Annotated in this window: 24 protein-coding genes; 23 read left to right on the top strand and 1 reads right to left on the bottom strand. The window is 64.9% G+C overall.

From position 1 onward, the window contains the following. Window positions 1-179: 179 nt before the first annotated feature. The 21 genes from rfbB to flhB all read left to right on the top strand — a co-directional run bounded on the left by rfbB (window position 180) and on the right by flhB (window position 17,408). Window positions 180-1,244 carry a dTDP-glucose 4,6-dehydratase gene (gene rfbB, locus QE393_RS12215; protein WP_310043730.1) on the top strand — a complete coding sequence of 355 codons (1,065 nt, stop codon included), beginning with the start codon at window positions 180-182 and terminating at the stop codon, window positions 1,242-1,244. A gap of 72 nt (window positions 1,245-1,316) precedes the next feature. Then, window positions 1,317-2,198, top strand: coding sequence for a glucose-1-phosphate thymidylyltransferase RfbA (gene rfbA, locus QE393_RS12210; protein WP_133862404.1), 882 nt, complete (start codon window positions 1,317-1,319; stop codon window positions 2,196-2,198). Further along, window positions 2,198-2,734, top strand: a complete 537-nt coding sequence (rfbC, locus tag QE393_RS12205) for a dTDP-4-dehydrorhamnose 3,5-epimerase (protein WP_273807636.1) — start codon at window positions 2,198-2,200, stop codon at window positions 2,732-2,734. Before rfbA ends, rfbC begins: the two co-directional genes overlap by 1 nt. After that, window positions 2,731-3,645 (top strand): dTDP-4-dehydrorhamnose reductase, encoded by a 915-nt coding sequence (gene rfbD / locus QE393_RS12200; protein ID WP_310043728.1) that lies wholly within the window; start codon window positions 2,731-2,733, stop codon window positions 3,643-3,645. The genes rfbC and rfbD overlap by 4 nt, the downstream gene beginning before the upstream one ends. A gap of 59 nt (window positions 3,646-3,704) precedes the next feature. Next, window positions 3,705-4,007, top strand: a complete 303-nt coding sequence (locus QE393_RS12195; protein ID WP_310043727.1) for a ComEA family DNA-binding protein — start codon at window positions 3,705-3,707, stop codon at window positions 4,005-4,007. A gap of 144 nt (window positions 4,008-4,151) precedes the next feature. Continuing rightward, window positions 4,152-4,493 carry a flagellar hook-basal body complex protein FliE gene (gene fliE / locus QE393_RS12190; protein WP_132832054.1) on the top strand — a complete coding sequence of 114 codons (342 nt, stop codon included), beginning with the start codon at window positions 4,152-4,154 and terminating at the stop codon, window positions 4,491-4,493. 14 nt (window positions 4,494-4,507) lie between these two features. After that, entirely contained in the window at window positions 4,508-6,316 is a 1,809-nt protein-coding gene (fliF, locus tag QE393_RS12185) for a flagellar basal-body MS-ring/collar protein FliF (RefSeq protein WP_310043725.1), read from the top strand. Continuing rightward, complete coding sequence (fliG, locus tag QE393_RS12180) at window positions 6,303-7,313, top strand: flagellar motor switch protein FliG (protein ID WP_133862399.1); 1,011 nt, start codon at window positions 6,303-6,305, stop codon at window positions 7,311-7,313. The genes fliF and fliG overlap by 14 nt, the downstream gene beginning before the upstream one ends. 67 nt (window positions 7,314-7,380) lie before the next feature. After that, a complete protein-coding gene (gene fliH, locus QE393_RS12175) occupies window positions 7,381-8,160 on the top strand; it encodes a flagellar assembly protein FliH (RefSeq protein WP_310043724.1) in 780 nt (259 codons plus the stop codon). Further along, window positions 8,150-9,496 carry a flagellar protein export ATPase FliI gene (gene fliI, locus QE393_RS12170; protein WP_310043722.1) on the top strand — a complete coding sequence of 449 codons (1,347 nt, stop codon included), beginning with the start codon at window positions 8,150-8,152 and terminating at the stop codon, window positions 9,494-9,496. The genes fliH and fliI overlap by 11 nt, the downstream gene beginning before the upstream one ends. Window positions 9,497-9,502: 6 nt before the next feature. After that, window positions 9,503-9,946: a flagellar export protein FliJ gene (gene fliJ, locus QE393_RS12165; protein WP_133862397.1), complete on the top strand. Its 444-nt coding sequence runs from the start codon at window positions 9,503-9,505 to the stop codon at window positions 9,944-9,946. Between the two features lie 45 nt (window positions 9,947-9,991). After that, the gene (locus QE393_RS12160; RefSeq protein ID WP_158889348.1) at window positions 9,992-10,348 is read left to right on the top strand and encodes an Hpt domain-containing protein; all 357 of its coding nucleotides are present in this window, start codon (window positions 9,992-9,994) and stop codon (window positions 10,346-10,348) included. 76 nt (window positions 10,349-10,424) lie between these two features. Continuing rightward, window positions 10,425-11,825 carry a flagellar hook-length control protein FliK gene (locus QE393_RS12155; protein WP_310043721.1) on the top strand — a complete coding sequence of 467 codons (1,401 nt, stop codon included), beginning with the start codon at window positions 10,425-10,427 and terminating at the stop codon, window positions 11,823-11,825. Between the two features lie 119 nt (window positions 11,826-11,944). After that, a complete protein-coding gene (fliL, locus tag QE393_RS12150) occupies window positions 11,945-12,466 on the top strand; it encodes a flagellar basal body-associated protein FliL (protein WP_027597975.1) in 522 nt (173 codons plus the stop codon). Between the two features lie 8 nt (window positions 12,467-12,474). Next, complete coding sequence (gene fliM, locus QE393_RS12145; protein ID WP_017642077.1) at window positions 12,475-13,446, top strand: flagellar motor switch protein FliM; 972 nt, start codon at window positions 12,475-12,477, stop codon at window positions 13,444-13,446. Window positions 13,447-13,502: 56 nt separating this feature from the next. After that, a complete protein-coding gene (gene fliN, locus QE393_RS12140) occupies window positions 13,503-13,958 on the top strand; it encodes a flagellar motor switch protein FliN (protein ID WP_133862393.1) in 456 nt (151 codons plus the stop codon). Between the two features lie 3 nt (window positions 13,959-13,961). Then, a complete protein-coding gene (fliO, locus tag QE393_RS12135) occupies window positions 13,962-14,375 on the top strand; it encodes a flagellar biosynthetic protein FliO (protein WP_133862392.1) in 414 nt (137 codons plus the stop codon). Continuing rightward, a complete protein-coding gene (gene fliP, locus QE393_RS12130; protein WP_310043717.1) occupies window positions 14,372-15,169 on the top strand; it encodes a flagellar type III secretion system pore protein FliP in 798 nt (265 codons plus the stop codon). The genes fliO and fliP overlap by 4 nt, the downstream gene beginning before the upstream one ends. A gap of 28 nt (window positions 15,170-15,197) precedes the next feature. Continuing rightward, window positions 15,198-15,467 carry a flagellar biosynthesis protein FliQ gene (gene fliQ, locus QE393_RS12125; protein ID WP_093254840.1) on the top strand — a complete coding sequence of 90 codons (270 nt, stop codon included), beginning with the start codon at window positions 15,198-15,200 and terminating at the stop codon, window positions 15,465-15,467. 3 nt (window positions 15,468-15,470) lie between these two features. Beyond that, the gene (fliR, locus tag QE393_RS12120) at window positions 15,471-16,247 is read left to right on the top strand and encodes a flagellar biosynthetic protein FliR (protein ID WP_273807624.1); all 777 of its coding nucleotides are present in this window, start codon (window positions 15,471-15,473) and stop codon (window positions 16,245-16,247) included. Window positions 16,248-16,259: 12 nt separating this feature from the next. Then, a complete protein-coding gene (flhB, locus tag QE393_RS12115) occupies window positions 16,260-17,408 on the top strand; it encodes a flagellar biosynthesis protein FlhB (RefSeq protein WP_273807623.1) in 1,149 nt (382 codons plus the stop codon). Here flhB and sodC read toward each other — a convergent pair. After that, on the bottom strand, window positions 17,401-17,928 hold the full coding sequence (gene sodC, locus QE393_RS12110; protein ID WP_007160370.1) for a superoxide dismutase family protein: 528 nt from the start codon (window positions 17,926-17,928) through the stop codon (window positions 17,401-17,403). The genes flhB and sodC overlap by 8 nt on opposite strands. A gap of 249 nt (window positions 17,929-18,177) precedes the next feature. Between sodC and flhA the strand changes: the two genes are divergently transcribed. Together flhA and flhF are read left to right on the top strand one after the other, a co-directional pair. Next, window positions 18,178-20,280, top strand: coding sequence for a flagellar biosynthesis protein FlhA (gene flhA, locus QE393_RS12105; RefSeq protein ID WP_252977320.1), 2,103 nt, complete (start codon window positions 18,178-18,180; stop codon window positions 20,278-20,280). A gap of 10 nt (window positions 20,281-20,290) precedes the next feature. Further along, on the top strand, window positions 20,291-21,619 hold the full coding sequence (gene flhF, locus QE393_RS12100; RefSeq protein ID WP_310043715.1) for a flagellar biosynthesis protein FlhF: 1,329 nt from the start codon (window positions 20,291-20,293) through the stop codon (window positions 21,617-21,619). Window positions 21,620-21,645: the final 26 nt, after the last annotated feature.

Below are 21,645 nucleotides of genomic sequence, written 5' to 3'. Positions count from 1 at the left end.
CAGAAGCGGCAGCCGCCCAGCGCTAGGCTGAACTTTCTTTTCCTGCCACTGTTTAACTCAGGTCTTTGGGTGCATGGCCGTGGCTGTGACCCAAGCCAGGGATGGCTGCGCCGTCCTCCGATGTCTCGTCCGCAGCGCCGGGCGCGATGATGTACAAATCGATATAGGCAGGATTCAGGATGAAGGTACTGGTAACAGGTGGCGCGGGTTTCATTGGTTCCGCCGTGGTACGTTTTCTTATCAACGAGACCCAATGCAAGGTTGCCAACGTCGACAAGCTGACGTACGCCGGTAACGTGGATTCCCTGGCCGAAGTCGCCGACTCCGACCGCTACGAATTCCACCAGGTGGACATCTGCGACTTCGTCGCCCTGCAGCAGGTCTTCGCGTCCTTCCAGCCCGACGTGGTCATGCACCTGGCTGCTGAGTCCCATGTGGACCGTTCCATCGAGGGCCCTGCCGCCTTCATCCAGACCAACGTGGTCGGCACCGGCGTCATCCTCGAGGTGACCCGTGCCTACTGGAACGACCTGGCGCCGGAAGCCAAGGCAGCCTTCCGTTTCCACCACATCTCCACCGACGAGGTCTACGGCGACCTGCACGGCACCGACGACCTCTTCACCGAGACCACGCCCTATTCCCCGAGCTCGCCCTATTCGGCCAGCAAGGCCGGCAGCGACCATCTGGTACGTGCCTGGGGTCGGACCTACGGTCTGCCGGTACTGGTGACCAACTGCTCGAACAACTATGGCCCCTATCACTTCCCCGAGAAGCTGATCCCCCACGTCATTCTCAATGCCATCCATGGCAAGCCGCTGCCGATCTATGGCGATGGCTCCCAGGTGCGTGACTGGCTGTTCGTCGAAGACCATGCCCGTGCCCTCTATACCGTGGTGACCCAGGGCGAGGTCGGCGAGACCTACAACATCGGTGGCCATAACGAGAAGCGCAACCTGCAGGTCGTCGAGACCATCTGCGACCTGCTCGAAGAACTGGCTCCGCAGAAGCCCGAGGGTGTCGAGCGCTATCGCGACCTGATCACCTTCGTCAAGGATCGTCCCGGTCACGACATGAGATACGCGATCGACGCCAGCAAGATCGGCCGGGAGCTGGGCTGGACGCCGGAAGAGACCTTCGAGACCGGCATGCGCAAGACGGTAATCTGGTACCTGAACAATCGTGAGTGGTGGCAGCGGGTACTGTCCGGCGCCTACCGCCTCGAGCGCCTCGGCGAAGCCGTTTAACGATCCTATCGCGGACATGCCCGCGGGCGTGTCCGACCGACAGCAACAGTCAATTTTCAGAGGACGATTGCCATGAGCAAATACAAGGGAATTCTGCTGGCCGGTGGCTCCGGTACCCGTTTGCACCCCATTACCCTGGGCGTGTCCAAGCAGTCGCTGCCGATCTACGACAAGCCCATGATCTACTATCCGCTGTCCGTGCTGATGCTGGCCGGTATCCAGGAAGTCCTGATCATCTCGACGCCGGCCGACCTGCCCGGCTTCCAGCGCATGCTCGGCGACGGCAGCCATTTCGGCATGCAGCTGAGCTACGCCGAGCAGCCCAGCCCGGACGGTCTGGCCCAGGCCTTCATCATCGGTCGCGAATTCGTCGGCGATGACAACGTCTGCCTGGTCCTCGGCGACAACATCTTCTACGGCCAGCACTTCAGCGAGACGCTGCTCAAGGCTGCCAGCGTGGACAAGGGCGCCACCGTCTTCGGCTACTACGTCGCCGACCCCGAGCGTTTCGGTGTGGTCGAGTTCGACGAGCAGGGCAAGGCCCTGAGCATCGAAGAGAAGCCCAAGAAGCCGAAGTCCAACTATGCCGTCACCGGTCTGTATTTCTACGACAACGACGTGCTGGACATCGCTGCCAACATCAAGCCGTCGCCCCGTGGCGAGCTGGAAATCACCGACGTCAACAACGAGTACCTGCGCCGTGGCTCGCTGAACGTTTCCCTGCTGGGCCGCGGTTTCGCCTGGCTGGACACCGGTACCCACGACGCCCTGCTGGAAGCCGGTCATTTCGTCCAGACCATCGAGAAGCGCCAGGGTCTGAAGGTCGCCTGCCTCGAAGAGATCGCCTTCCAGAAAGGCTGGATCACCTGCGAGCAGATGGCCATGCAGGCCGAAGCCCTGAGCAAGACCGGTTACGGCCAGTACCTGGCGCGGCTGTGCAAGGAGCAGGACTGATGCAGGTCTTCGACACCGCGATCCCGGACGTCAAGCTGATCGAACCCAAGGTCTTCGGTGACGACCGCGGCTTCTTCCTGGAGTCCTTCCAGGCGGAGCGCTATGCCCAGCAGGCGGGGATCACCCTGCCGTTCGTGCAGGACAACCATTCTCGTTCCGCCCGCAACGTGCTGCGTGGTCTGCATTTCCAGCGCAGCAAGCCGCAAGGCAAGCTGGTGCGCGTCGTGCGCGGCGAGGTGCTGGACGTGGCCGTCGACATCCGTCGCGGTTCGTCCACCTTCGGCAACGTGGTCGCCGAGATTCTCTCGGAAGACAACAAGCGCCAGCTCTGGATACCGCCGGGCCTGGCCCACGGCTTCGTGGTGCTGTCGGAAACCGCTGATTTTGAATACAAGTGCACAGATTATTACGATCCCTCTGATGAAGGGTCTTTGATCTGGAATGATCCGGATCTGAATATCGACTGGCGGGTAACGGATCCCATCCTGTCCGCCAAAGATGCACAAGGCCTTCGATTGGCGGAGCTGTATAGATGAAGATACTGGTTACCGGAGCTAACGGTCAGGTCGGACGCTGTCTGACCGATCGTCTTCAGCGTTCAGAACTGGCATGGGAGGCCCATGGACGTGCCACTCTGGATATCGCTGACGAAGGCTCGGTAACCAGCCATCTCGAGCGGTTCGCTCCGGACGTCGTGATCAATGCGGCCGCCTACACGGCGGTCGACAAGGCCGAGCAGGAACCCGAGATCGCCGCCCGCGGCAATATCGAAGGTCCCGCGGTGCTTGCCCAGGCCTGCGGTGCCGCCGGCATCGCCCTGCTGCATCTGTCCACCGACTATGTGTTCGACGGTACCGCCACCGAACCCTATCAGGTCGAGGATCCGGTCAGCCCGTCCGGGGTCTATGGCATGACCAAGCTGGAAGGGGAGAACCGCGTGCTCTCCGCCTGTCCGCGCTCGGTGGTGCTGAGAACCGCCTGGGTGTTCAGCGAACACTGCAACAACTTTCTCAAGACCATGCTGCGGCTCGCTGCCGATCGCGGCGAACTGCGGGTGGTGAGCGACCAGGTGGGTTGCCCGACCTACGCCGGTCACATCGCCGATGCGCTGTTGCAGATCGCCGTCCACGCCGAAGCCCAGCCTGAGCAAACGGCCTATGGCCTCTATCACTTCGGCGGCGACAGCGGCCTGAGCTGGTGCGACTTCGCGCGCTACATCATCGATGCCGGCCAGGAGCTGGGCATGCTGGAGCGGGCGCCGCTCATCACCGGTATCGCCACGTCCGAGTTTCCCACCCTGGCCAAGCGCCCGGCCTATTCCATGCTGGATTCCAGCGCGCTGGAGCAGCACTTCGGCATCCCGCCGAGCGACTGGCGCCAGGGCGTTCGCCAGACCCTGCTGGCGCTCAGGACCGAGCGTGCCCAGGCAGGGTCACTGGTGAGTTGACCGCCTGAACCCTTGCGTTAAGCTCTTCGAATCAAACAGCGGAACAAGGAGGTTCCTCTATGAGATTCATCTGGATAGTGACGTTGCTGGCCCTGTTCGGTCCCTGGGCCAATGCCTGTGAGTCTGGCACGGGTGCTGCAACCAAGCCTGCCTCGAGCGCCGACCTGGCACCCCTGAACATCAACGTCGCCGACGTCACCGCGCTGCAACGTCTGCGGGGGATAGGGGCCGTCAAGGCACAGGCGATCGTCGACCATCGCCAGGCCCATGGCGCCTTTGTCTCGGTGGACGAGCTGCTCGAGGTCAAGGGCATCGGCAAGGCCCTGCTGCAACGCAACCGCGAACTGCTCAGCGTCGACTGATTTTCGGCAAACTTTAATTGTCTCTCTGCACCTTTTTCCCAAGCCATTGTTTTGGCTGGATTTTTAGGATCTGGCACAAGCATTGCTCTATCTCTGACACGAGTGGGTACGGCGTCAATTTCCCGTGCCAGAGGAGCAGAGCAAATGGTTCAAGGTGTCGAGTTCAATCGGTTGATGCTGGAAATGCGTTCCATGCAGACCGAAGCCATGGCCCGGTCGAAAGCCGTCGTAGCTCCGGCTGCCGGCGCGGAACAGGTCCAGGGCCCGAGCTTCGCCGACATGCTCAGCAAGGCCGTGGGCTCCGTCAACGAGACCCAACAGACCGCGGGTGAGATGGCCAAGGCCTTCGAGCTGGGGCAGGGCGGCGTCGACCTCACTCAAGTCATGATCGCTTCGCAGAAGGCCAGCGTCTCCGTGCAGGCCTTGACCCAGGTACGCAACAAGTTCGTTCAGGCGTACCAAGACATCATGCAAATGTCGATTTGAGGACGGTCTAGAAAATGGCTGAAGCTCTCACCAACGCACCCGTCCCGACGACCAAGCCCGAGGCTGAAGACAAGCCCAAGAAGTCGCTGCTGGGTCTCAGCTTTCTCGACAACCTGTCCGATATGCCGCTGCTGCGGCAGATGGGGCTGCTGATCGGCCTGGCCGCCAGCGTCGCCCTGGGCTTTGCCGTGGTGCTCTGGACCCAGCAGCCGGACTATCGGCCGCTGTACACCAGCATGAATGGTCTCGACGCCAATCAGGTGCTGCAGGCCCTGGGCGCGGCCGACATCGGCTACAAGGTCGATCCGAATTCCGGCGCCCTGCTGGTCAAGTCCGACGACCTCGGCCGGGCGCGCATGAAGATGGCCGCAGCCAGCATCACTCCCTCCGATGGCAATGTCGGCTTCGAGCTGCTGGACAAGGAGCAGCCGCTGGGCACCAGCCAGTTCATGGAAGCGGCCAACTATCGTCGCAGCCTGGAAGGCGAACTGGCCCGGACCATCTCCAGCCTCAACGGCATCAAGGGCGCCCGGGTACACCTGGCGATCCCGAAGAGTTCGGTGTTCGTCCGCGACGAGCGCAAGCCGAGCGCTTCTGTGCTGGTCGAGATGTATCCCGGCCGTACCCTGGATTCCGGTCAGGTCATGGCCATCATCAACCTGGTCGCCACCAGCGTGCCGGAACTGGACAAGTCCCAGGTCACCATCGTCGACCAGAAGGGGCAGCTGCTGTCCGACCAGCAGAACATGTCCGAGCTGTCGATCGCCGGCAAGCAACTGGACTACACCCACAAGATGGAAAGCTCCCTGACCCAGCGCGTGCAGAACATCATACAGCCGGTGGTGGGCAACGGTCGTTTCAAGGCGGAAGTCGCGGCGGACGTGGATTTCAACGCCGTGGAATCGACTGCCGAGCAATTCAATCCCGATCAACCGGCACTGCGCAGCGAGCAGCAGAACAGCGAGCAGCGCCAGACGTCCGGCGGCGGCGCCCAGGGCGTGCCCGGTGCCCTGTCCAACCAGCCGCCCGGTCCGTCCTCGACGCCGGAGAAGGCCGGTGCCCAGGGTGGCGGCGCCAACTACATCGCTCCCGGCCAGCCGCTGCGCGACGCCAACGACCAGTACATCTACGACAGCAAGACCAGCCTGCCGGCGACCCTGCCGTACCCGACCGACAAGCGTGAGCAGAACACCCGTAACTACGAGCTGGACCGCAGCATCAGCTATACCCGTCAGCAGCAGGGCCGTTTGCGTCGACTTTCCGTCGCGGTGGTACTGGACGATCAGGTCAAGGTCGATGCGGCCGGCAAGGTCAGCCATCAGCCCTGGACTCCCGAAGACCTGGCTCGCTTCACCCGTCTGGTGCAGGATGCCGTGGGCTTCGACGCCAGCCGTGGCGACAGCGTGAGCGTGATCAATGCGCCCTTCGCCCCGGTGCAGCAGGAAGAGATCGAGAGCATTCCCTTCTACCAGCAGCCCTGGTTCTGGGGCGTGGTCAAGCAGGCCCTCGGCGTCCTCTTCATCCTGGTGCTAGTCTTTGGGGTGCTGCGTCCGGTGCTGAAGAATCTGTCCGGTGGCAATACCAAGGACGCCGCCGCCCTGGCCGCTGCCGGTGGTGCCGGTGCCCTGGGTGCCGGCGGTCTGGATGGCCTGTCGGACGATCTGGCCGACGACAAGGTGAGCCTGGCCGGTCCGGCACCGCTGTTGCTGCCGAGCCCGAGCGAGGGCTATGACGCTCAACTGACCGCCATCAAGCAGCTGGTCAACGATGATCCGGGCCGTGTCGCCCAGGTAGTGAAGGATTGGATCAATGGCGACGAATGAAGCGCAACTTTCCAAGGTAGAGAAGGCCGCGATCTTCCTCCTGTCGCTGGGCGAGGCCGATGCCGCGCAGATACTGCGCCACATGGGGCCAAAGGAGGTACAGAAGGTCGGTACCGCCATGGCCCAGATGCGCAACGTCAACCGCGAGCAGGTCGAGCGGGTGCTGGGCGACTTCATCGAGGTGGTGGGCGACCAGACCAGTCTGGGCGTGGGCGCCGACGGCTACATCCGCAAGATGCTCACCCAGGCCCTGGGCGAGGACAAGGCCAGCGGCCTGATCGACCGCATCCTGCTGGGCGGCAACACCAGCGGCCTGGACAGCCTGAAGTGGATGGAGCCACGGGCGGTGGCGGATGTGATCCGTTACGAGCACCCGCAGATCCAGGCCATCGTGGTGGCTTACCTGGATCCCGACCAGGCAGCCGAAGTCCTTGGCCACTTCGATCACAAGGTGCGCCTGGACATCGTCCTGCGCGTCTCCTCGCTGAACACCGTGCAACCGGCGGCGCTCAAGGAACTGAACCTGATCCTCGAGAAGCAGTTCTCCGGCAGCGCCAGCACCACCCGTACCGCCCTGGGCGGCGTGAAGCGTGCCGCCGACATCATGAACTACCTGGACAGCTCGGTCGAAGGCCCGCTGATGGACGCGATCCGCGACGCGGATCAGGATCTGTCGGGACAGATCGAGGACCTGATGTTCGTCTTCGACAACCTGTCCGATGTCGACGATCGCGGCATCCAGGCGCTCCTGCGCGAGGTGTCCTCCGATGTGCTGGTGCTGGCGCTCAAGGGCGCCGACGACGGGATCAAGGAGAAATTCTTCCGCAACATGTCCAAGCGCGCGGCCGAGCTGCTGCGCGACGATCTGGAAGCCAAGGGGCCGGTGCGACTGTCCGAGGTGGAGGGGGCGCAGAAAGAGGTGCTCGCCGTGGCCCGCCGCATGGCCGACGCCGGCGAGATCGTGCTCGGTGGCAAGGGCGGCGAGGAAATGGTCTGACGCCTTGCCGGAATTGGCCTGTGCTTTGCTAAGGTCTGGTCAGTAGCGGTTTTCTGACGGACAGGTAATGAGCAAAGAAGCGGCGAGCGAGCTGATCAGGGCGCGGGATCTGGAGACCTTCGACGTCTGGCGACTGCCAGCCTTCGACAGTTTCGACGCACCTGCAGAAATTCCTGTGCCCGCGGCAGTCGAGCCCGAGCCCCAGCCGGAGCCCCAGATCGAAGAGGTCCCGGTCGAAGAGGTCCAGCCGATCACCCTCGAAGAGCTGGAGGCGATCCGCCAGGAGGCCTATAACGAGGGCTTCGGCACCGGCGAGCGCGATGGCTATCATGCCGGCCAGCTCAAGGCGCGCCAGGAAGCCGAGGCGGCCCTGACCGCCCGGCTGGCCAGCCTGGAAACCCTGATGAGCCATCTGCTCGATCCCATCGGCGAACAGGACCAGGCCCTGGAAGCCGGCATGGTGCAGCTGGTCCGGCATATCACCCGCGAGGTCATCCAGCGCGAACTCACGCTAGACTCCAGTCAGTTGGGTCAGGTGGTGCGCACGGCGCTGAAGCTGCTGCCCATGGGTGCCGAGAACATCCGCATCCAGGTCAGCCCCCAGGACTTCGAGCTGATGAAGGCCTTGCGTGACCGCCACGAGGAAAAATGGCGCATCCTTGAGGACGAGACCCTGATGCCTGGCGGTTGCCGGATCGAGACCGAGAGCAGCGTCATTGATGCCAGCATCGAGACCCGCCTGACCCAGGCGCTGACCCAGCTGGCCGAACAGCAGCGCCACCAGGCGACCCAACCCCAGGAAGCCGATCTGCACATCGACATCGAGGATGCCTCCCATGCGTCTTGAGCGTCTGAGTTTCGAACGCCGCCTCAGCGGCTACGATGAAGCCATCCGGGTCGAGCAGCAGCCGGTGATCGAAGGCCGCCTGCTGCGCATGGTCGGTCTGACCCTGGAGGCCGAAGGCCTGCGCGCCGCCGTCGGCAGTCGCTGTCGGCTGATCAATGGCGGTGGCTATCAGCCGGTGGAAGTCGAGGCCGAGGTGATGGGCTTCAACGGCGACAAGACCTTTCTCATGCCGGTGGGCAGCCTGGCCGGCATCGCGCCCGGCGCCCGGGTGGTGCCGGTGCCGGACACCGGTCGCCTGCCGATGGGCATGTCGATGCTGGGGCGCGTACTGGATGGCCTGGGCAACGCCCTGGACGGCAAGGGTCGCATGCGCGCCGAAGACTGGGTGCCGATGGACGGCCCCACCATCAACCCGCTCAAGCGCGAGCCCATCAGCGAGCCCCTGGACGTCGGCATCCGCAGCATCAACGGTTTGTTGACGGTAGGTCGCGGCCAGCGTCTTGGCCTGTTCGCCGGTACCGGCGTGGGCAAGAGCGTGCTGCTCGGCATGATGACCCGGCTGACCAAGGCCGAGATCATCGTGGTCGGGCTGATCGGCGAGCGGGGTCGCGAGGTGAAGGAATTCATCGAGCACATTCTCGGTGAAGAGGGCATCAAGCGGGCGGTGGTCGTGGCCTCGCCGGCGGACGATGCGCCCCTGCTGCGCCTGCGCGCGGCCATGTACTGCACCCGCATCGCCGAATACTTTCGCGACAAGGGCAAGAACGTGCTCCTGCTGATGGATTCCCTGACCCGCTATGCCCAGGCGCAGCGGGAGATCGCCCTGGCCATCGGCGAGCCGCCGGCGACCAAGGGCTACCCGCCGTCGGTGTTCGCCAAGCTGCCGCGCCTGGTGGAGCGGGCCGGCAACGCAGAAAAAGGTGGGGGTTCGATCACCGCGTTTTATACTGTGCTCTCGGAAGGCGACGACCAGCAGGATCCCATCGCCGACTCGGCGCGTGGCGTGCTGGATGGTCACTTCGTGCTGTCGCGGCGGCTGGCCGAGGAAGGGCACTATCCGGCGATCGATATCGAGGCGTCCATCAGCCGGGTCATGCCCCAGGTGGTCAGCCCGGAGCATCTGCGCAACGCCCAGCGCGTCAAGCAGCTCTGGTCGCTCTATCAGCAGGCCAAGGACCTGCTCAGCGTCGGTGCCTATGTGCCCGGCGGGAATGCCGAAACCGATCTGGCGATCGCCCGCTATGCGCCCATGCAGCAGTTCCTGCGCCAGGGCCTGCGCGAAAGCGAGTCGCTGGAGCAGAGTTCCGCCAATCTCCAAGCCGTGTTGGGAGGCTGATAGATCATGAAAGGCAGAGCCGAGCGTCTGGGTCCGGTGGTGGAGATGAGCGAGCGCGACGAGCGCGACGCCGCCCAGCGCCTGGGACAATGCCAGCAGCAACTGGCCCAGGCCGAGTTCAAGCTGGGCGAACTGCAGCGCTATCGCGAGGATTACCAGCAGCGCCTGGTGGTCAACGGCAGCCGTGGCGTCACCGGGCAATGGCTGATCGGCTATCAGCGCTTTCTCAGCCAGCTGGAAGAGGCGATCGGCCAGCAGGAGCGCAACGCCCAGTGGCACCGCGACGTGGTGGCCAAGGCACGCACCCAGTGGCAGGAGCGCTATGCTCGCCTCGAAGGCCTGCGCAAACTGGTCGAGCGCTATCGCCAGGAGCAGCGCCAGGTCGAGGACAAGCGTGAACAGAAACAGATGGACGAATACGCCCAGCGGGCCCGCTCGACCTATATCTAGGCCAGGCCCCGCCTTCGTTCCTTCTTTTGGTCAGAGAGAATGCCGATGTTTTCCTCCCATCTCGATCCGGAAACGCTCGCCGCCCTGCGCGACTGCATGGAGGAGGAATACGTCGATCTCATCGAAACCTTTCTGCTCGACTGCGAAGAACGCATCGCCGAACTCAAGCGCAGCGTGATCGGTGGCGATGCCGAGCAGGTTCGCCAGCTGGCGCACAGCTTCAAGGGTAGCGCCGGCAACATGGGCGCCGCGCCCCTGGCCCAGCTGTGTCGGGACGTGGAGGAGGGCGCGCGGCGCCGGGCGACTACCGCCGAACTGGCCATGGGGGTTTCCGCCATGGAGCGCGAATTCGCCATTGTCCGCATCCTGTTCAAGGTCGAGCGCCAACGCTACGCGGGCTGATCTTGTCAAAGCGCTGGCGTTTCTGGCTGGCGCGCAACTTGCTAGATACCCGGAAACCCGTCGTTCGGAGCTCTCCATGGCCGTCGTGCCCGATTTCCTTTTGAATACCGCCACCTCTCCAGCCGGCACCGGCCGGGCGGCGGCCAAGACCCCCTCCCAGGATCGCCCGGCAGTCCAGGAGCGGTTCGCCGATGTCTTCGCCCAGGAGCAGCCGCGTGAGCCGGTGCGCAGCGAAAAGCCGCGCGACGCCAGCGACAGCAAGGCCCCGACCCAGGCGCGCAAGAACGAACCCGGGCGTGCCCGGGATGACGATGACCGAGTGAAGCGCTCCAGCGATGACGACCGCACCGCAGAGGCTAAGCCCCAGGCCGACAGCACCGCCAAGAGCGGCGAGCAGTCGGCAGCCGCTACCGACGACAGCGGCAAGACCTTGCCGGTGGCCCAGGGCGAAGACGCCAAGGCACCCGTCGATGCGCTGCTGGATCCGCTGTTCATGTTCGGCATGACCGGCCAGTTCCCGCCACCCGTGGCCACGCTGGCACCTCCGCCTCAGCTGCCGACCGGGACGGCGGCGGAAGCGACCACCACCGCCACCACCCAGGCCCTGGATCCGGCGGCGCTGCTGGGCGCTGCCGTGGCTACCGCAGGCCAGACGACCGCCACGGGGGCGGGGACGGGCGTGACGGCGACCCCGGCCAGGGCCGGCGAGCAGCAGGCCGCGGACGACGGTCTGGCGCAACTGCTGGGCCAGGTGCCCCAGGCACAGGGAGACGCCGCCAAGGCCGCCACCAACGCCAACAACCTGGCGGCCACGCAGCTGCAAGGCTTGTTGCCGGCTGATGGCGCCCCCGCTCAGGTGGCGGATCAGGCGGCCAGCGCGGCCCTGGCCGCGACGCTGGACAAGGGCGATGGGCAGGACGCGGCGGTACCGAGCAAGACCGATGCCTTCGCCGACAAACTCACCGCCCTGTCGCAAGCCCTCAGCACGCCCGCCGCGACAGCTCGCCCGGTCACGGCCACGGTGCCTGGCCAGCCGCTCAGCCCGCAGGCGGGCAACTTCAGCGAGGCGGTGGTCGACAAGGTCATGTGGATGTCCAGCCAGAATCTCAAGACCGCCGACATCCAGATGGAGCCGGCGCAACTGGGCAAGCTGGAGGTGCGGATCGACATGACCCAGGACCAGACCCAAGTCACCTTCACCAGCCCCCACGCCGACGTGCGGGAGGCGCTGGACAACGGCAGCCAGCGCCTGCGCGAACTCTTCGCCCAGCAGGGCATGAACCTCGCCAACGTCAACGTTTCCGATCAGTCGTCCGGTCAGGGCTGGCAGCAGTCGCAGCAGGGTGGCCAGAGCGATAATTCGCGTCGCGGTGGCCGCGGCGCGGGCGGGGGCGAGGACGAAGCGGTGGCGAATGTCGCCGAAACCCGCGGCTCGGCGACGCTCGCGGCGCGCAGTCTGGTCGACTACTACGCGTGACAGGCCGCCGGCTGCCAGGTGACAGCCTCGGCCGCACCTGCTATATCCCCTTCGTATCAATAGGTTAGCTGCGTCACCCAACAGGGGTGACGCGCAGCACAGGATTCGGTCGAGCACTTATGGCGAAGAAGCAGGCCCCTGCGGCAGAGGGTGCAGCCGCGGAAGGCAAGGGCAAGGGCAAGCTCAAACTCATCATCATCATCGTCGTGGCCCTGCTGCTGGTCATTGGCGCCTCGGTGGGCGCGACCTGGTTCCTGCTCGGCAAGAAGAGCGCCGAGCCCGAGCACGCCGCGCCGGCCGCCCCGGCGGCACCCGTGCACCTGGCGGCGGTCTACCAGGCGCTGGTGCCGGCCTTCGTGGTTAACTACAACGCCGACGGTCGCCAGCGCTACATGCAGGTCACGGTGACCCTGATGGGGCGCGACCAGGCGCAGATGGATGCGCTCAAGGCGCAATTGCCGCAGGTCCGCAACCAGCTGGTGATGCTGTTTTCCGGCCAGGACTTCAACAGCCTCCTGACCCCGGTGGGCAAGGAGATGCTGCGTCAGCAGGCCACCAGCAAGGTTCAGGAGCTGGCGAAGAAACTGACCGGCCAGACTGCCATCGAACAGGTATTGTTCACCAATCTCGTCCTGCAATAGGTAACGCCATGGCCGTGCAAGATCTGCTCTCTCAGGATGAAATCGACGCCCTGCTGCACGGGGTCGACGATGGCATCGTCGAGACCGAGACCGATGCCGAGCCGGGCACCATCAAGGGCTATGACCTCACCAGCCAGGATCGCATCGTCCGCGGACGCATGCCGACGCTGGAGATGATCAACGAACGCTTCGCCCGCTATACCCGGGTCAGCATGTTCAACCTGTTGCGGCGTTCGGCCGACGTCTCCGTGGGCGGGGTGCAGGTCACCAAGTTCGGTGAATACATCCATTCGCTGTACGTCCCCACCAGCCTCAACATGGTCAAGATGAAGCCGCTGCGCGGTACCGCGCTGTTCATCCTCGATGCCCGGCTGGTATTCAAGCTGGTGGACAACTTCTTTGGCGGTGACGGCCGCCACGCCAAGATCGAGGGCCGTGAATTCACGCCAACCGAACTGCGCGTGGTGCGCATGGTGCTCGACCAGTGCTTCGTCGACCTCAAGGAAGCCTGGGGCGCCATGCTCGACTGCCAGTTCGAATACATGAACTCCGAGGTCAACCCGGCGCTGGCCAACATCGTCAGCCCCAGCGAAGTGGTGGTGGTGAGTACCTTCAACATCGAACTGGATGGCGGTGGCGGCGAACTGCACGTGACCATGCCCTATTCGATGATCGAGCCGATCCGCGAGATGCTCGACGCCGGTTTCCAGTCGGACGTGGACGACCAGGACGAACGCTGGGTCAAGGCCCTGCGCGAGGACCTGCTCGATGTGCGCGTGCCGCTGGAGGCGACGGTTGTCCGGCGCCAACTCAAACTCCGCGATATCCTCAACATGCAGCCCGGCGACGTGATTCCGGTGGAAATGCCGGAGGAGATGCTCATGCGAGCCAACGGAATGCCCACCTTCAAGGTCAAGATGGGCGCACGCAAGGGCAACCTGGCCCTGCAGATTCTCGAACCGGTCAGCCGCGGCCGCTGAGCGACAACCGATTTTTCCGTCCGGGCCGAGGCCCGGCGTAGCACGAGACCCAGACGATGGCAGACAACCCCGAAGAACAAGCCCTGGCGGACGAGTGGGCCGCGGCCCTGGCCGAAGCCGGTGACGCCAGCCAGGACGACATCGACGCCCTGATGGCCCAGGGTACCCAGGTCGAAGCCCCCAAGCCGCCCAAGGCGCCGGTGGAAGAATTTGGTCAGAGCAGTGGGGGTTTGGCAGTGACTGGCATGGAAGGGCCCAACCTGGATGTGATCCTGGACATCCCGGTGACCATCTCCATGGAGGTCGGCCACACCGACATCTCCATTCGCAACCTGCTGCAACTCAACCAGGGCTCGGTCATCGAGCTCGACCGTCTGGCCGGCGAGCCGCTGGACGTGCTGGTGAATGGTACGCTGATCGCCCACGGTGAAGTGGTGGTGGTGAACGAGAAGTTCGGGATCCGCCTGACCGACGTCATCAGCCCCACGGAACGTATCAAGAAGCTGCGGTGATCCATGAAGAGTCTGCTCCTGCCGCTGGGTCTCCTGCCCCTGACCGCGCGTGCCGCCGAAGCCACCTCGCCGGGGCTGGATGTGGGGGCGCAGGTCGGCCAGCTGCTACTCGGCCTGCTGCTGGTCATCGCGCTGATCCTCGGTCTGGCCTGGCTGGTGCGTCGGGTGCAGCAGCAAGGGCCGCGCGGCCAGCAGGTGATCAAGGTGATCTCCACCCAGCACCTGGGCCCGCGCGAGCGGCTGGTGCTGGTGCAGGTCGGCCAGGAGCAGCTGCTGATCGGCGTCGCTGGCGGACGGATCACGCCGCTGCACAGCCTGCGCGAGCCGGTGCGACTCGGCGAGACCGAGGCGCCGGCGCCGGAATTCGCCCAGCGCCTGCTGGAACTCATCAGCCGCGACCCCAAGGCGAAACCATGATCCCTGCGCGTCTACCGGCCGGTCTGGGGCGCACCCTGGGCTGGCTACTGGGCCTGGCCGTGCTGCTGTTCGCGCCCCTGGCGCTGGCGCAGCAGGCCGGGCAGGCCAATCCGCTGTCGATTCCGGCCATTACCCTGAGTACCAACGGCCAGGGGCAGCAGGAGTATTCGGTCAGCCTGCAGATCCTGCTGATCATGACGGCGCTGAGCTTCATTCCAGCGTTCGTCATGTTGATGACCAGCTTCACCCGCATCGTCATCGTCTTCGCCATCCTGCGCCAGGCGCTGGGTCTGCAGACCACGCCGTCCAACCAGGTGCTGGTGGGCATGGCGCTGTTTCTCTCGCTGTTCATCATGGCGCCGGTGTTCGACCGCATCAACACCACCGCCGTGCAGCCCTACCTGAACGAACAACTCAGTGCCCAGGACGCCATCTCCCGTGCCCAGGTGCCGATGAAGGACTTCATGCTGGGGCAGACCCGGCAATCGGACCTCGACCTGTTCATGCGGCTGTCCAAGCGCACCGACATTCCCAGTGCCGATCAGGCTCCCTTGTCGATCCTGGTGCCGGCCTTCGTCACCTCCGAACTCAAGACCGCCTTCCAGATCGGCTTCATGATCTTCATTCCCTTCCTGGTCATCGACCTGGTGATCGCCAGCGTGCTGATGGCCATGGGCATGATGATGCTGTCGCCGATGATCATCTCCCTGCCGTTCAAGCTGATGCTGTTCGTCCTGGTGGATGGCTGGGCGCTGATCATGGGTACCCTGGCCAGCAGCTTCGGCACCGTCTAGCGGTGCCCCCTTTGCGTGGAGAAGCGAAATGACCCCTGAAGTCGCCGTCGATCTGTTCCGCCAGGGCCTCTGGCTCACCGCCTTGCTGGTAACGGTGCTGGTGGTGCCGAGTCTGATCGTCGGCCTGATCGTGGCGGTCTTCCAGGCGGCGACCCAGATCAACGAGCAGACGCTGAGCTTTCTGCCGCGGCTGATCGTCACCCTGCTGACGCTGATCGTGCTGGGTCCCTGGATGGTCCGGCAGCTGATGGAGTTCATCCAGACCTCGGTCGCCAACATCCCGCGGCTGATCGGCTAGCCCATGCTCGCCCTCAGCGACGCCCAGATCGGCGGCTGGGTCGGCAGCTTCCTGTTTCCGCTGTTTCGCATCGCCGCGCTGCTGATGACCATGCCGATCATCGGCACCACGCTGGTCCCGGTGCGGGTGCGGATGTACCTGGCCCTGGCCTTGAGTCTGGTGCTGGTGCCGACCCTGCCGCCGATGCCGCAGGTGGATGCCATCAGCGCCCAGGCTTTGCCGCTGATCGTCGAGCAGATCCTCATCGGCGCGGTGATGGGCTTCAGCCTGCAGCTGTTCTTCCATGTCTTCGTGGTGGCGGGGCAGATCATCTCGACCCAGGCGGGCCTGAGCTTCGCGTCCATGATCGACCCGGTCAACGGCGCCTCGGCGCCGGTGATGGGCCAGTTCTTCACCATGCTGGTGACGCTGCTGTTCCTGGCCATGAACGGCCACCTGGTGGTGTTCGAGATCCTCGCCGAAAGCTTCGTCACCCTGCCGGTGGGGGATACCCTGAGCGTCGAGCACTTCTGGCAGGTCGCCGGGCGGCTGGGCTGGGTATTGGGCGCCGGCATCCTGCTGGTGCTGCCAGCCATCACCGCGCTGCTGGTGGTCAACATCGCCTTCGGCATCATGACCCGCGCAGCACCGCAGCTGAACATCTTTTCCGTCGGCATGCCGCTGATCGTGGTGCTGGGCATGGTCATCGTCTGGCTCGGCACCGCCGACATCCTCTCCCACTATGAAAGTCTCGCCACCGAGGCGCTGCAATGGCTGCGCGAACTGGCCCGAGAACGCTAGGAGATACGCCACATGGCTGAATCCGATGGCGAAGACCGCACAGAAGACCCCACGGAGAAACGCAAGCGTGATTCCCGGGAGGAGGGTCAGCTCCCGCGATCACGCGAACTTGGCACGGTGGCGGTCATGCTCTCGGGAGTCGGCGGCCTGCTGATGTATGGCGCCTTTCTGGGCGGCAAGCTGCTGGAGGTGATGCGCAGCAACTTCTCCCTGCGGCGGGAGGAGGTCATGGACGAGCGCTTCATGGGCACCTTCCTGCTGGCCTCGGGCAAGGCGGCGATGATAGGCATGCTGCCGATGATCGCCCTGGTGGTGATCGCCGCCATCATTGGTCATATCGCCCTGGGTGGCTTCCTGTTCTCCGGCAAGGTGCTGGCGCCCAAGCCGAGCCGGATGAATCCCATGTCCGGCATCGCCCGGATGTTTTCCAAGCATTCCCTGGTGGAGCTGCTCAAGGCGCTGGGCAAGTTCTTCATCATCCTGGGCGTCTCGGTGATGGTGCTGATGAGCGAACGCACGGCGCTGCTGCAGATCGCCAAGCTGCCGACCGAGCAGGCGCTGCTGCACAGCATGCAGGTGGTGGGGCATGCCACCCTGCTGCTGGCCATGGGGCTGCTGATCATCGCCGCGGTGGACGTGCCCTTCCAGATCCTCAGCAATCGCAAGAAGCTGATGATGACCAAGCAGGAGATCAAGGACGAGTACAAGGACAGCGAGGGCAAGCCCGAGGTCAAGGGCAAGATTCGCCAGATGCAGCGGCAGATGGCGCAGCGGCGGATGATGGCCGAGGTGCCCAACGCCGATGTGGTCATCACCAACCCGACCCACTTCGCCGTGGCGCTCAAGTACGATGCGGCCAAGGGTGGGGCGCCGGTGCTGGTGGCCAAGGGCAGCGATTTCACCGCGTTGAAGATCCGCGAGATCGCCCAGGAGCATCAGGTCTCGCTGCTGGAGTCGCCGGGGCTGGCGCGGGCGGTGTATTTCTCCACCGAAGTGGACCAGGAGATTCCGGCCGGGCTCTACGTCGCCGTGGCCCAGGTCCTGGCCTATGTCTATCAGCTCAGGCAGTTCCGCGCCGGACGCGGGCGCAAGCCCAAGCTGTCCGATCTGCCCATCCCGCCGGATCTGCGGCGGGATGAGGAGGGGAAGGCGCCTACTTGATGACGCCGCAGGCGACGCGCGCGCCGCCACCGCCCAGCGGCTTGGGCTGGTCGGCATAGTTGTCGCCACCGGCATGCACCATCAGCGCATGACCCTTGAGTTCTTCGAGCCGCTTGAGGCGCGGCGCCAGCACCGGCTGGGTGGCCTGGCCGTCGGCGGTCACATAGAGCGCCGGCAATTCGCCCAGGTGGCCGTCGTCCGACCAGGGCGCGCTGTGCTTGCCGGTGTTGCGCGGATCCAGATGGCCGCCCGCGGCACCACCCGCGGTCAGGGTGCCATTCACCTCGGCCGCGCCGCAGTTGGGCTTGGTATGGACATGGAAGCCATGGATGCCGGGCTCCAGGCCCTTGAGGTCGGGCGTGAAGACCAGGCCGTACTTGGAACGGGTCACCTGCACGCTGCCGACGCTCTCGCCCACACCGTCGGTCGTGACCTTGTTCAGCGGGATCGTCAGGGATTCGGCCGCCTGGGCGGTTCCGACCAGGCAGGTAGCCAACAGCGTCGCGGTCCAGATTTTCATGATGATGTTCCTCGGATAGGCGCGCTAGCGCGGGTCCCTAGACAGACTCGTGGCCTCCGCCCACGGTTCAGCCGACGGATCCGGCGATCCGTAACCAGTCCTGTATCACCCCAGGGAAAACCTCGCTGATTCAAGGTCTTGAGCAGTTGGCCCGGAGCTTGCTCAAGCCCCTGCGAACAGTGCGCTGCGTCAACTTTCCGTGACGACGGCACCGGCAAGCGAGGAATGGGTGTGAAAGTCGACAAATCCATGATGATGGGCAACATGCGCGGTCTGGCTCGCGGCAACCTGGGCGTGCCGCTGGCCGTCCTGGCGATGCTCGCCATGATGACCCTGCCGATGCCGCCGTTCCTGCTGGACGTGCTGTTCACCTTCAACATCGCCCTGTCGATCGTGGTCCTGCTGGTCAGCGTCTACGCCCTGCGGCCGCTGGACTTCGCGGTCTTCCCGACCATCCTGCTGGTGTCGACCCTGCTGCGCCTGGCGCTGAACGTGGCCTCGAGCCGCGTCGTGCTGCTGCACGGCCAGGACGGCCACGATGCCGCGGGCAAGGTCATCCAGGCCTTCGGCGAGGTGGTGGTCGGCGGCAACTACGTGGTCGGTGCGGTGGTGTTCGCCATCCTCATGATCATCAACTTCGTGGTGGTGACCAAGGGTGCCGGCCGTATCTCCGAGGTGTCGGCGCGTTTCACCCTGGATGCCATGCCCGGCAAGCAGATGGCCATCGACGCCGACCTCAATGCCGGCATCATCGACCAGGTCGAAGCCAAGAAGCGTCGGACCGAAGTGGGCCAGGAAGCCGACTTCTACGGTTCCATGGACGGTGCCAGCAAATTCGTCCGCGGCGACGCCGTCGCCGGTCTGCTGATCCTCTTCATCAACCTCATCGGCGGCATGGCCATCGGCATGGCCCAGCACGGTCTGCCGTTCGGCGAAGCGGCGCGCATCTACGCCCTGCTGACCATCGGTGACGGCCTGGTCGCCCAGGTCCCCTCGCTGCTGCTGTCGGTCGCCGCGGCCATCATGGTGACCCGGGTGTCCTCGGCCGAGGACATGGGCCAGCAGGTCAATCGTCAGATGTTCGCCTCGCCCAAGGCGCTGGCGGTCTCGGCCTTCATCATCATCGCCATGGGCCTGGTCCCGGGCATGCCGCACCTGCCGTTCCTCGGCCTGGGCGGTGGTGCCGCCGCCGGTGCCTGGCTGATCTACAAGCGCCAGCGCCAGGCCAAGCAAACCGCCGAAGTGGAAGCCAAGAAGCAGCAGGACCTGGCGCCCGTGCAGCGTCCGGCCGAGGCCAAGGAGCTGGGCTGGGATGACGTGACCCCGGTGGACATGGTCGGTCTGGAAGTCGGCTACCGGCTGATCCCCATGGTCGATCGCAACCAGGGTGGCCAGTTGCTGGCGCGGATCAAGGGCGTGCGCAAGAAGCTGTCCCAGGACCTCGGCTTCCTCATGCCGTCGGTGCACATCCGCGACAACCTGGACCTGCTGCCCAACGCCTATCGTCTGACTTTGATGGGCGTCAGCGTGGCCGAGGCCGAGATCTATCCGGATCGCGAACTGGCCATCAACCCCGGTCAGGTCTACGGCTCCCTCAACGGCGTCGCCGCCAAGGATCCGGCATTCGGTCTGGAGGCCGTCTGGATCGACGTCACCCAGCGCGACCAGGCCCAATCCCTCGGCTACACCGTGGTCGATGCCAGCACCGTGGTCGCCACGCACCTCAACCAGGTGCTCTTCAAGCACGCCCACGAGCTGATCGGTCACGAGGAAGTCCAGCAATTGCTGCAGGTGCTGGCCAAGAGTTCGCCCAAGCTGGCCGAAGAACTGGTGCCCGGCATCGTCTCCCTCTCGACCCTGCTCAAGATCCTCCAGCAGCTGCTGCAGGAGCAGGTGCCGGTCCGCGACATCCGTACCATCGCCGAAGCCATCGCCAACGTCGGTCCGCGGAGTCAAGATCCCGCCGCCATCGCCGGTGCCGTACGGGTCGCCCTGTCCCGCGCGATCGTCCAGAACATCGTGGGAATGGAGCCTGAGCTGCCTGTTATCACCCTTGAACCAAGGTTGGAACAGATGTTGCTAAGTAGTATGCAGAAGGCCGGTCAAGGCGCCGAGGACGGCATGTTCCTCGAGCCTGGCATGGCTGAAAAACTGCAGCGTTCCCTTATCGAGGCAGCGCAGCGTCAGGAAATGATGGGTAAGCCAGTGGTGCTGCTGGTAGCCGGTGCGATCCGCGGGATGATGTCCCGCTTCGCGCGGATGGCGGCACCGAACATGAGTGTTCTGGCCTACCAGGAAATTCCGGACAACAAGCAGGTCACCATCGTCGCTACCGTTGGCCAGAATGGCTGAGGTCTAGATCATGCAAGTCAAACGTTTCTTCGCTGCCGATATGCGTCAAGCCATGAAGCTGGTACGCGACGAGCTGGGCCCGGATGCCGCCATCCTCAGCAACCGCCGGGTCGCCGGCGGGGTCGAGCTGACCGCGGCGCTGGACTACCAGGCTCCGGCACCGGCTGCGCCCAACGCGGAGCTGCAGGCGGAGTTGCGCAAGACCCATGCGAAGATCGCCCAGGCCCATGCCGACCTTAGTATCCGTGCACCGGGCGTGCCCTCGGCCGCGCCGAAGGACAAGCAGCTGCTGGGCGCCATCAGCGCCGCCGACAGCCGTCGCGAGCCGGTGATCGCCTCGCCGCGTGCCCCTCAGCCCGCCGCCGCGGCGCCTGCCGCCAGTGCCGCGCCGGAAGACCGCCGCGCCCTGGAAGCCATGCGCAGCGAACTCAGTGGCCTGCGTGAACTGCTGGAAGTCCAGCTCGGCTCCATGGCCTGGACCCAGGTGCAGTCCACCCGTCCGCAACAGGCCGGCCTCTGGCGCCGTCTGCAGCGCATGGGCCTGCCCGCCGATCTGGCCCGCCACCTGCTCGACAGCGTGGCCAAGATCCAGGATCCGCGGCATGCCTGGCGCATGCTGCTGGCCAATTTCGCCCAGCTGGCCAAGACCACCGACGCCAAGATCCTGGAGGAGGGCGGTGTCGTCGCCTTCGTCGGTCCGGCCGGCATGGGCAAGACCACCACCCTGGCCAAGCTCGCCGCCAACTACGTGCTCAAGTACGGCCCCCAGAGTCTGGCGCTGGTGAGCATGGACAGCTTCCGCATCGGTGCCCAGGAGCAGATCAAGACCCTCGGCCGCATCCTCGACGTGCCGGTCACCCTGGTCGATCCGGGCCAATCCCTGGCCCAGGCGCTGGCACCCCTGGCGCGCAAGCGCCTGGTACTGATCGACACCGCGGGCATGCCCGCCAATGATCCGGCGCTCAAGGTGCAGCTCGAAGCCCTGGCCAACCGCCAGCTGAAGATTCGCAACTACCTGGTACTGGGTGTCACCAGCCAGAGCCAGGTGCTCAAGGCGGCCTACCACAGCTACCGGCGCTGCGGCCTGAGCGGCTGCGTGCTGACCAAGCTGGACGAAGCCGCCAGCCTCGGCGAAGCCCTGGGCCTGGCCATCAGCCAGCGCCTGCCGGTGGCCTACATCGCCGACGGCCCGCGCATCCCGGACGACCTGCATCCGGCCCGCAGCCACCAGCTGGTGAGCCGCGCCGTGAGCCTGCAGGCGCCCGAGGAGCCGAGCGAAGAAACCATGGCCGGCATGCTCGCCGGCCTGTATCAAGGCAATGCCCGCCGCGCCGGTTAGCGCAGACGAACGGTAGTGGTGCATCG

It is taken from the genome of Pseudomonas sp. SORGH_AS_0211 (assembly GCF_031453455.1).
Classification (GTDB): domain Bacteria; phylum Pseudomonadota; class Gammaproteobacteria; order Pseudomonadales; family Pseudomonadaceae; genus Chryseomonas; species Chryseomonas aestiva.
The sequence above is the reverse complement of the archived record's forward strand: the minus strand, read 5'-3'. Positions and strand labels throughout refer to the sequence as shown.

What these genes read in the sequence shown, in the direction of transcription:
- QE393_RS12155 (WP_310043721.1), top strand. Translation starts at nt 10,425, where the DNA reads ATGGCCGTCGTGCCCGATTTCCTTTTGAATACCGCCACCTCTCCAGCC.
- fliI (WP_310043722.1), top strand. Translation starts at nt 8,150, where the DNA reads ATGCGTCTTGAGCGTCTGAGTTTCGAACGCCGCCTCAGCGGCTACGAT.
- rfbA (WP_133862404.1), top strand. Translation starts at nt 1,317, where the DNA reads ATGAGCAAATACAAGGGAATTCTGCTGGCCGGTGGCTCCGGTACCCGT.
- fliN (WP_133862393.1), top strand. Translation starts at nt 13,503, where the DNA reads ATGGCAGACAACCCCGAAGAACAAGCCCTGGCGGACGAGTGGGCCGCG.
- fliQ (WP_093254840.1), top strand. Translation starts at nt 15,198, where the DNA reads ATGACCCCTGAAGTCGCCGTCGATCTGTTCCGCCAGGGCCTCTGGCTC.
- flhA (WP_252977320.1), top strand. Translation starts at nt 18,178, where the DNA reads ATGATGATGGGCAACATGCGCGGTCTGGCTCGCGGCAACCTGGGCGTG.
- rfbC (WP_273807636.1), top strand. Translation starts at nt 2,198, where the DNA reads ATGCAGGTCTTCGACACCGCGATCCCGGACGTCAAGCTGATCGAACCC.
- sodC (WP_007160370.1), bottom strand. Translation starts at nt 17,928, where the DNA reads ATGAAAATCTGGACCGCGACGCTGTTGGCTACCTGCCTGGTCGGAACC.
- fliP (WP_310043717.1), top strand. Translation starts at nt 14,372, where the DNA reads ATGATCCCTGCGCGTCTACCGGCCGGTCTGGGGCGCACCCTGGGCTGG.
- fliH (WP_310043724.1), top strand. Translation starts at nt 7,381, where the DNA reads ATGAGCAAAGAAGCGGCGAGCGAGCTGATCAGGGCGCGGGATCTGGAG.
- fliG (WP_133862399.1), top strand. Translation starts at nt 6,303, where the DNA reads ATGGCGACGAATGAAGCGCAACTTTCCAAGGTAGAGAAGGCCGCGATC.
- rfbB (WP_310043730.1), top strand. Translation starts at nt 180, where the DNA reads ATGAAGGTACTGGTAACAGGTGGCGCGGGTTTCATTGGTTCCGCCGTG.
- fliL (WP_027597975.1), top strand. Translation starts at nt 11,945, where the DNA reads ATGGCGAAGAAGCAGGCCCCTGCGGCAGAGGGTGCAGCCGCGGAAGGC.
- fliJ (WP_133862397.1), top strand. Translation starts at nt 9,503, where the DNA reads ATGAAAGGCAGAGCCGAGCGTCTGGGTCCGGTGGTGGAGATGAGCGAG.
- fliO (WP_133862392.1), top strand. Translation starts at nt 13,962, where the DNA reads ATGAAGAGTCTGCTCCTGCCGCTGGGTCTCCTGCCCCTGACCGCGCGT.
- QE393_RS12160 (WP_158889348.1), top strand. Translation starts at nt 9,992, where the DNA reads ATGTTTTCCTCCCATCTCGATCCGGAAACGCTCGCCGCCCTGCGCGAC.
- fliM (WP_017642077.1), top strand. Translation starts at nt 12,475, where the DNA reads ATGGCCGTGCAAGATCTGCTCTCTCAGGATGAAATCGACGCCCTGCTG.
- rfbD (WP_310043728.1), top strand. Translation starts at nt 2,731, where the DNA reads ATGAAGATACTGGTTACCGGAGCTAACGGTCAGGTCGGACGCTGTCTG.
- flhB (WP_273807623.1), top strand. Translation starts at nt 16,260, where the DNA reads ATGGCTGAATCCGATGGCGAAGACCGCACAGAAGACCCCACGGAGAAA.
- QE393_RS12195 (WP_310043727.1), top strand. Translation starts at nt 3,705, where the DNA reads ATGAGATTCATCTGGATAGTGACGTTGCTGGCCCTGTTCGGTCCCTGG.
- fliF (WP_310043725.1), top strand. Translation starts at nt 4,508, where the DNA reads ATGGCTGAAGCTCTCACCAACGCACCCGTCCCGACGACCAAGCCCGAG.
- flhF (WP_310043715.1), top strand. Translation starts at nt 20,291, where the DNA reads ATGCAAGTCAAACGTTTCTTCGCTGCCGATATGCGTCAAGCCATGAAG.
- fliE (WP_132832054.1), top strand. Translation starts at nt 4,152, where the DNA reads ATGGTTCAAGGTGTCGAGTTCAATCGGTTGATGCTGGAAATGCGTTCC.
- fliR (WP_273807624.1), top strand. Translation starts at nt 15,471, where the DNA reads ATGCTCGCCCTCAGCGACGCCCAGATCGGCGGCTGGGTCGGCAGCTTC.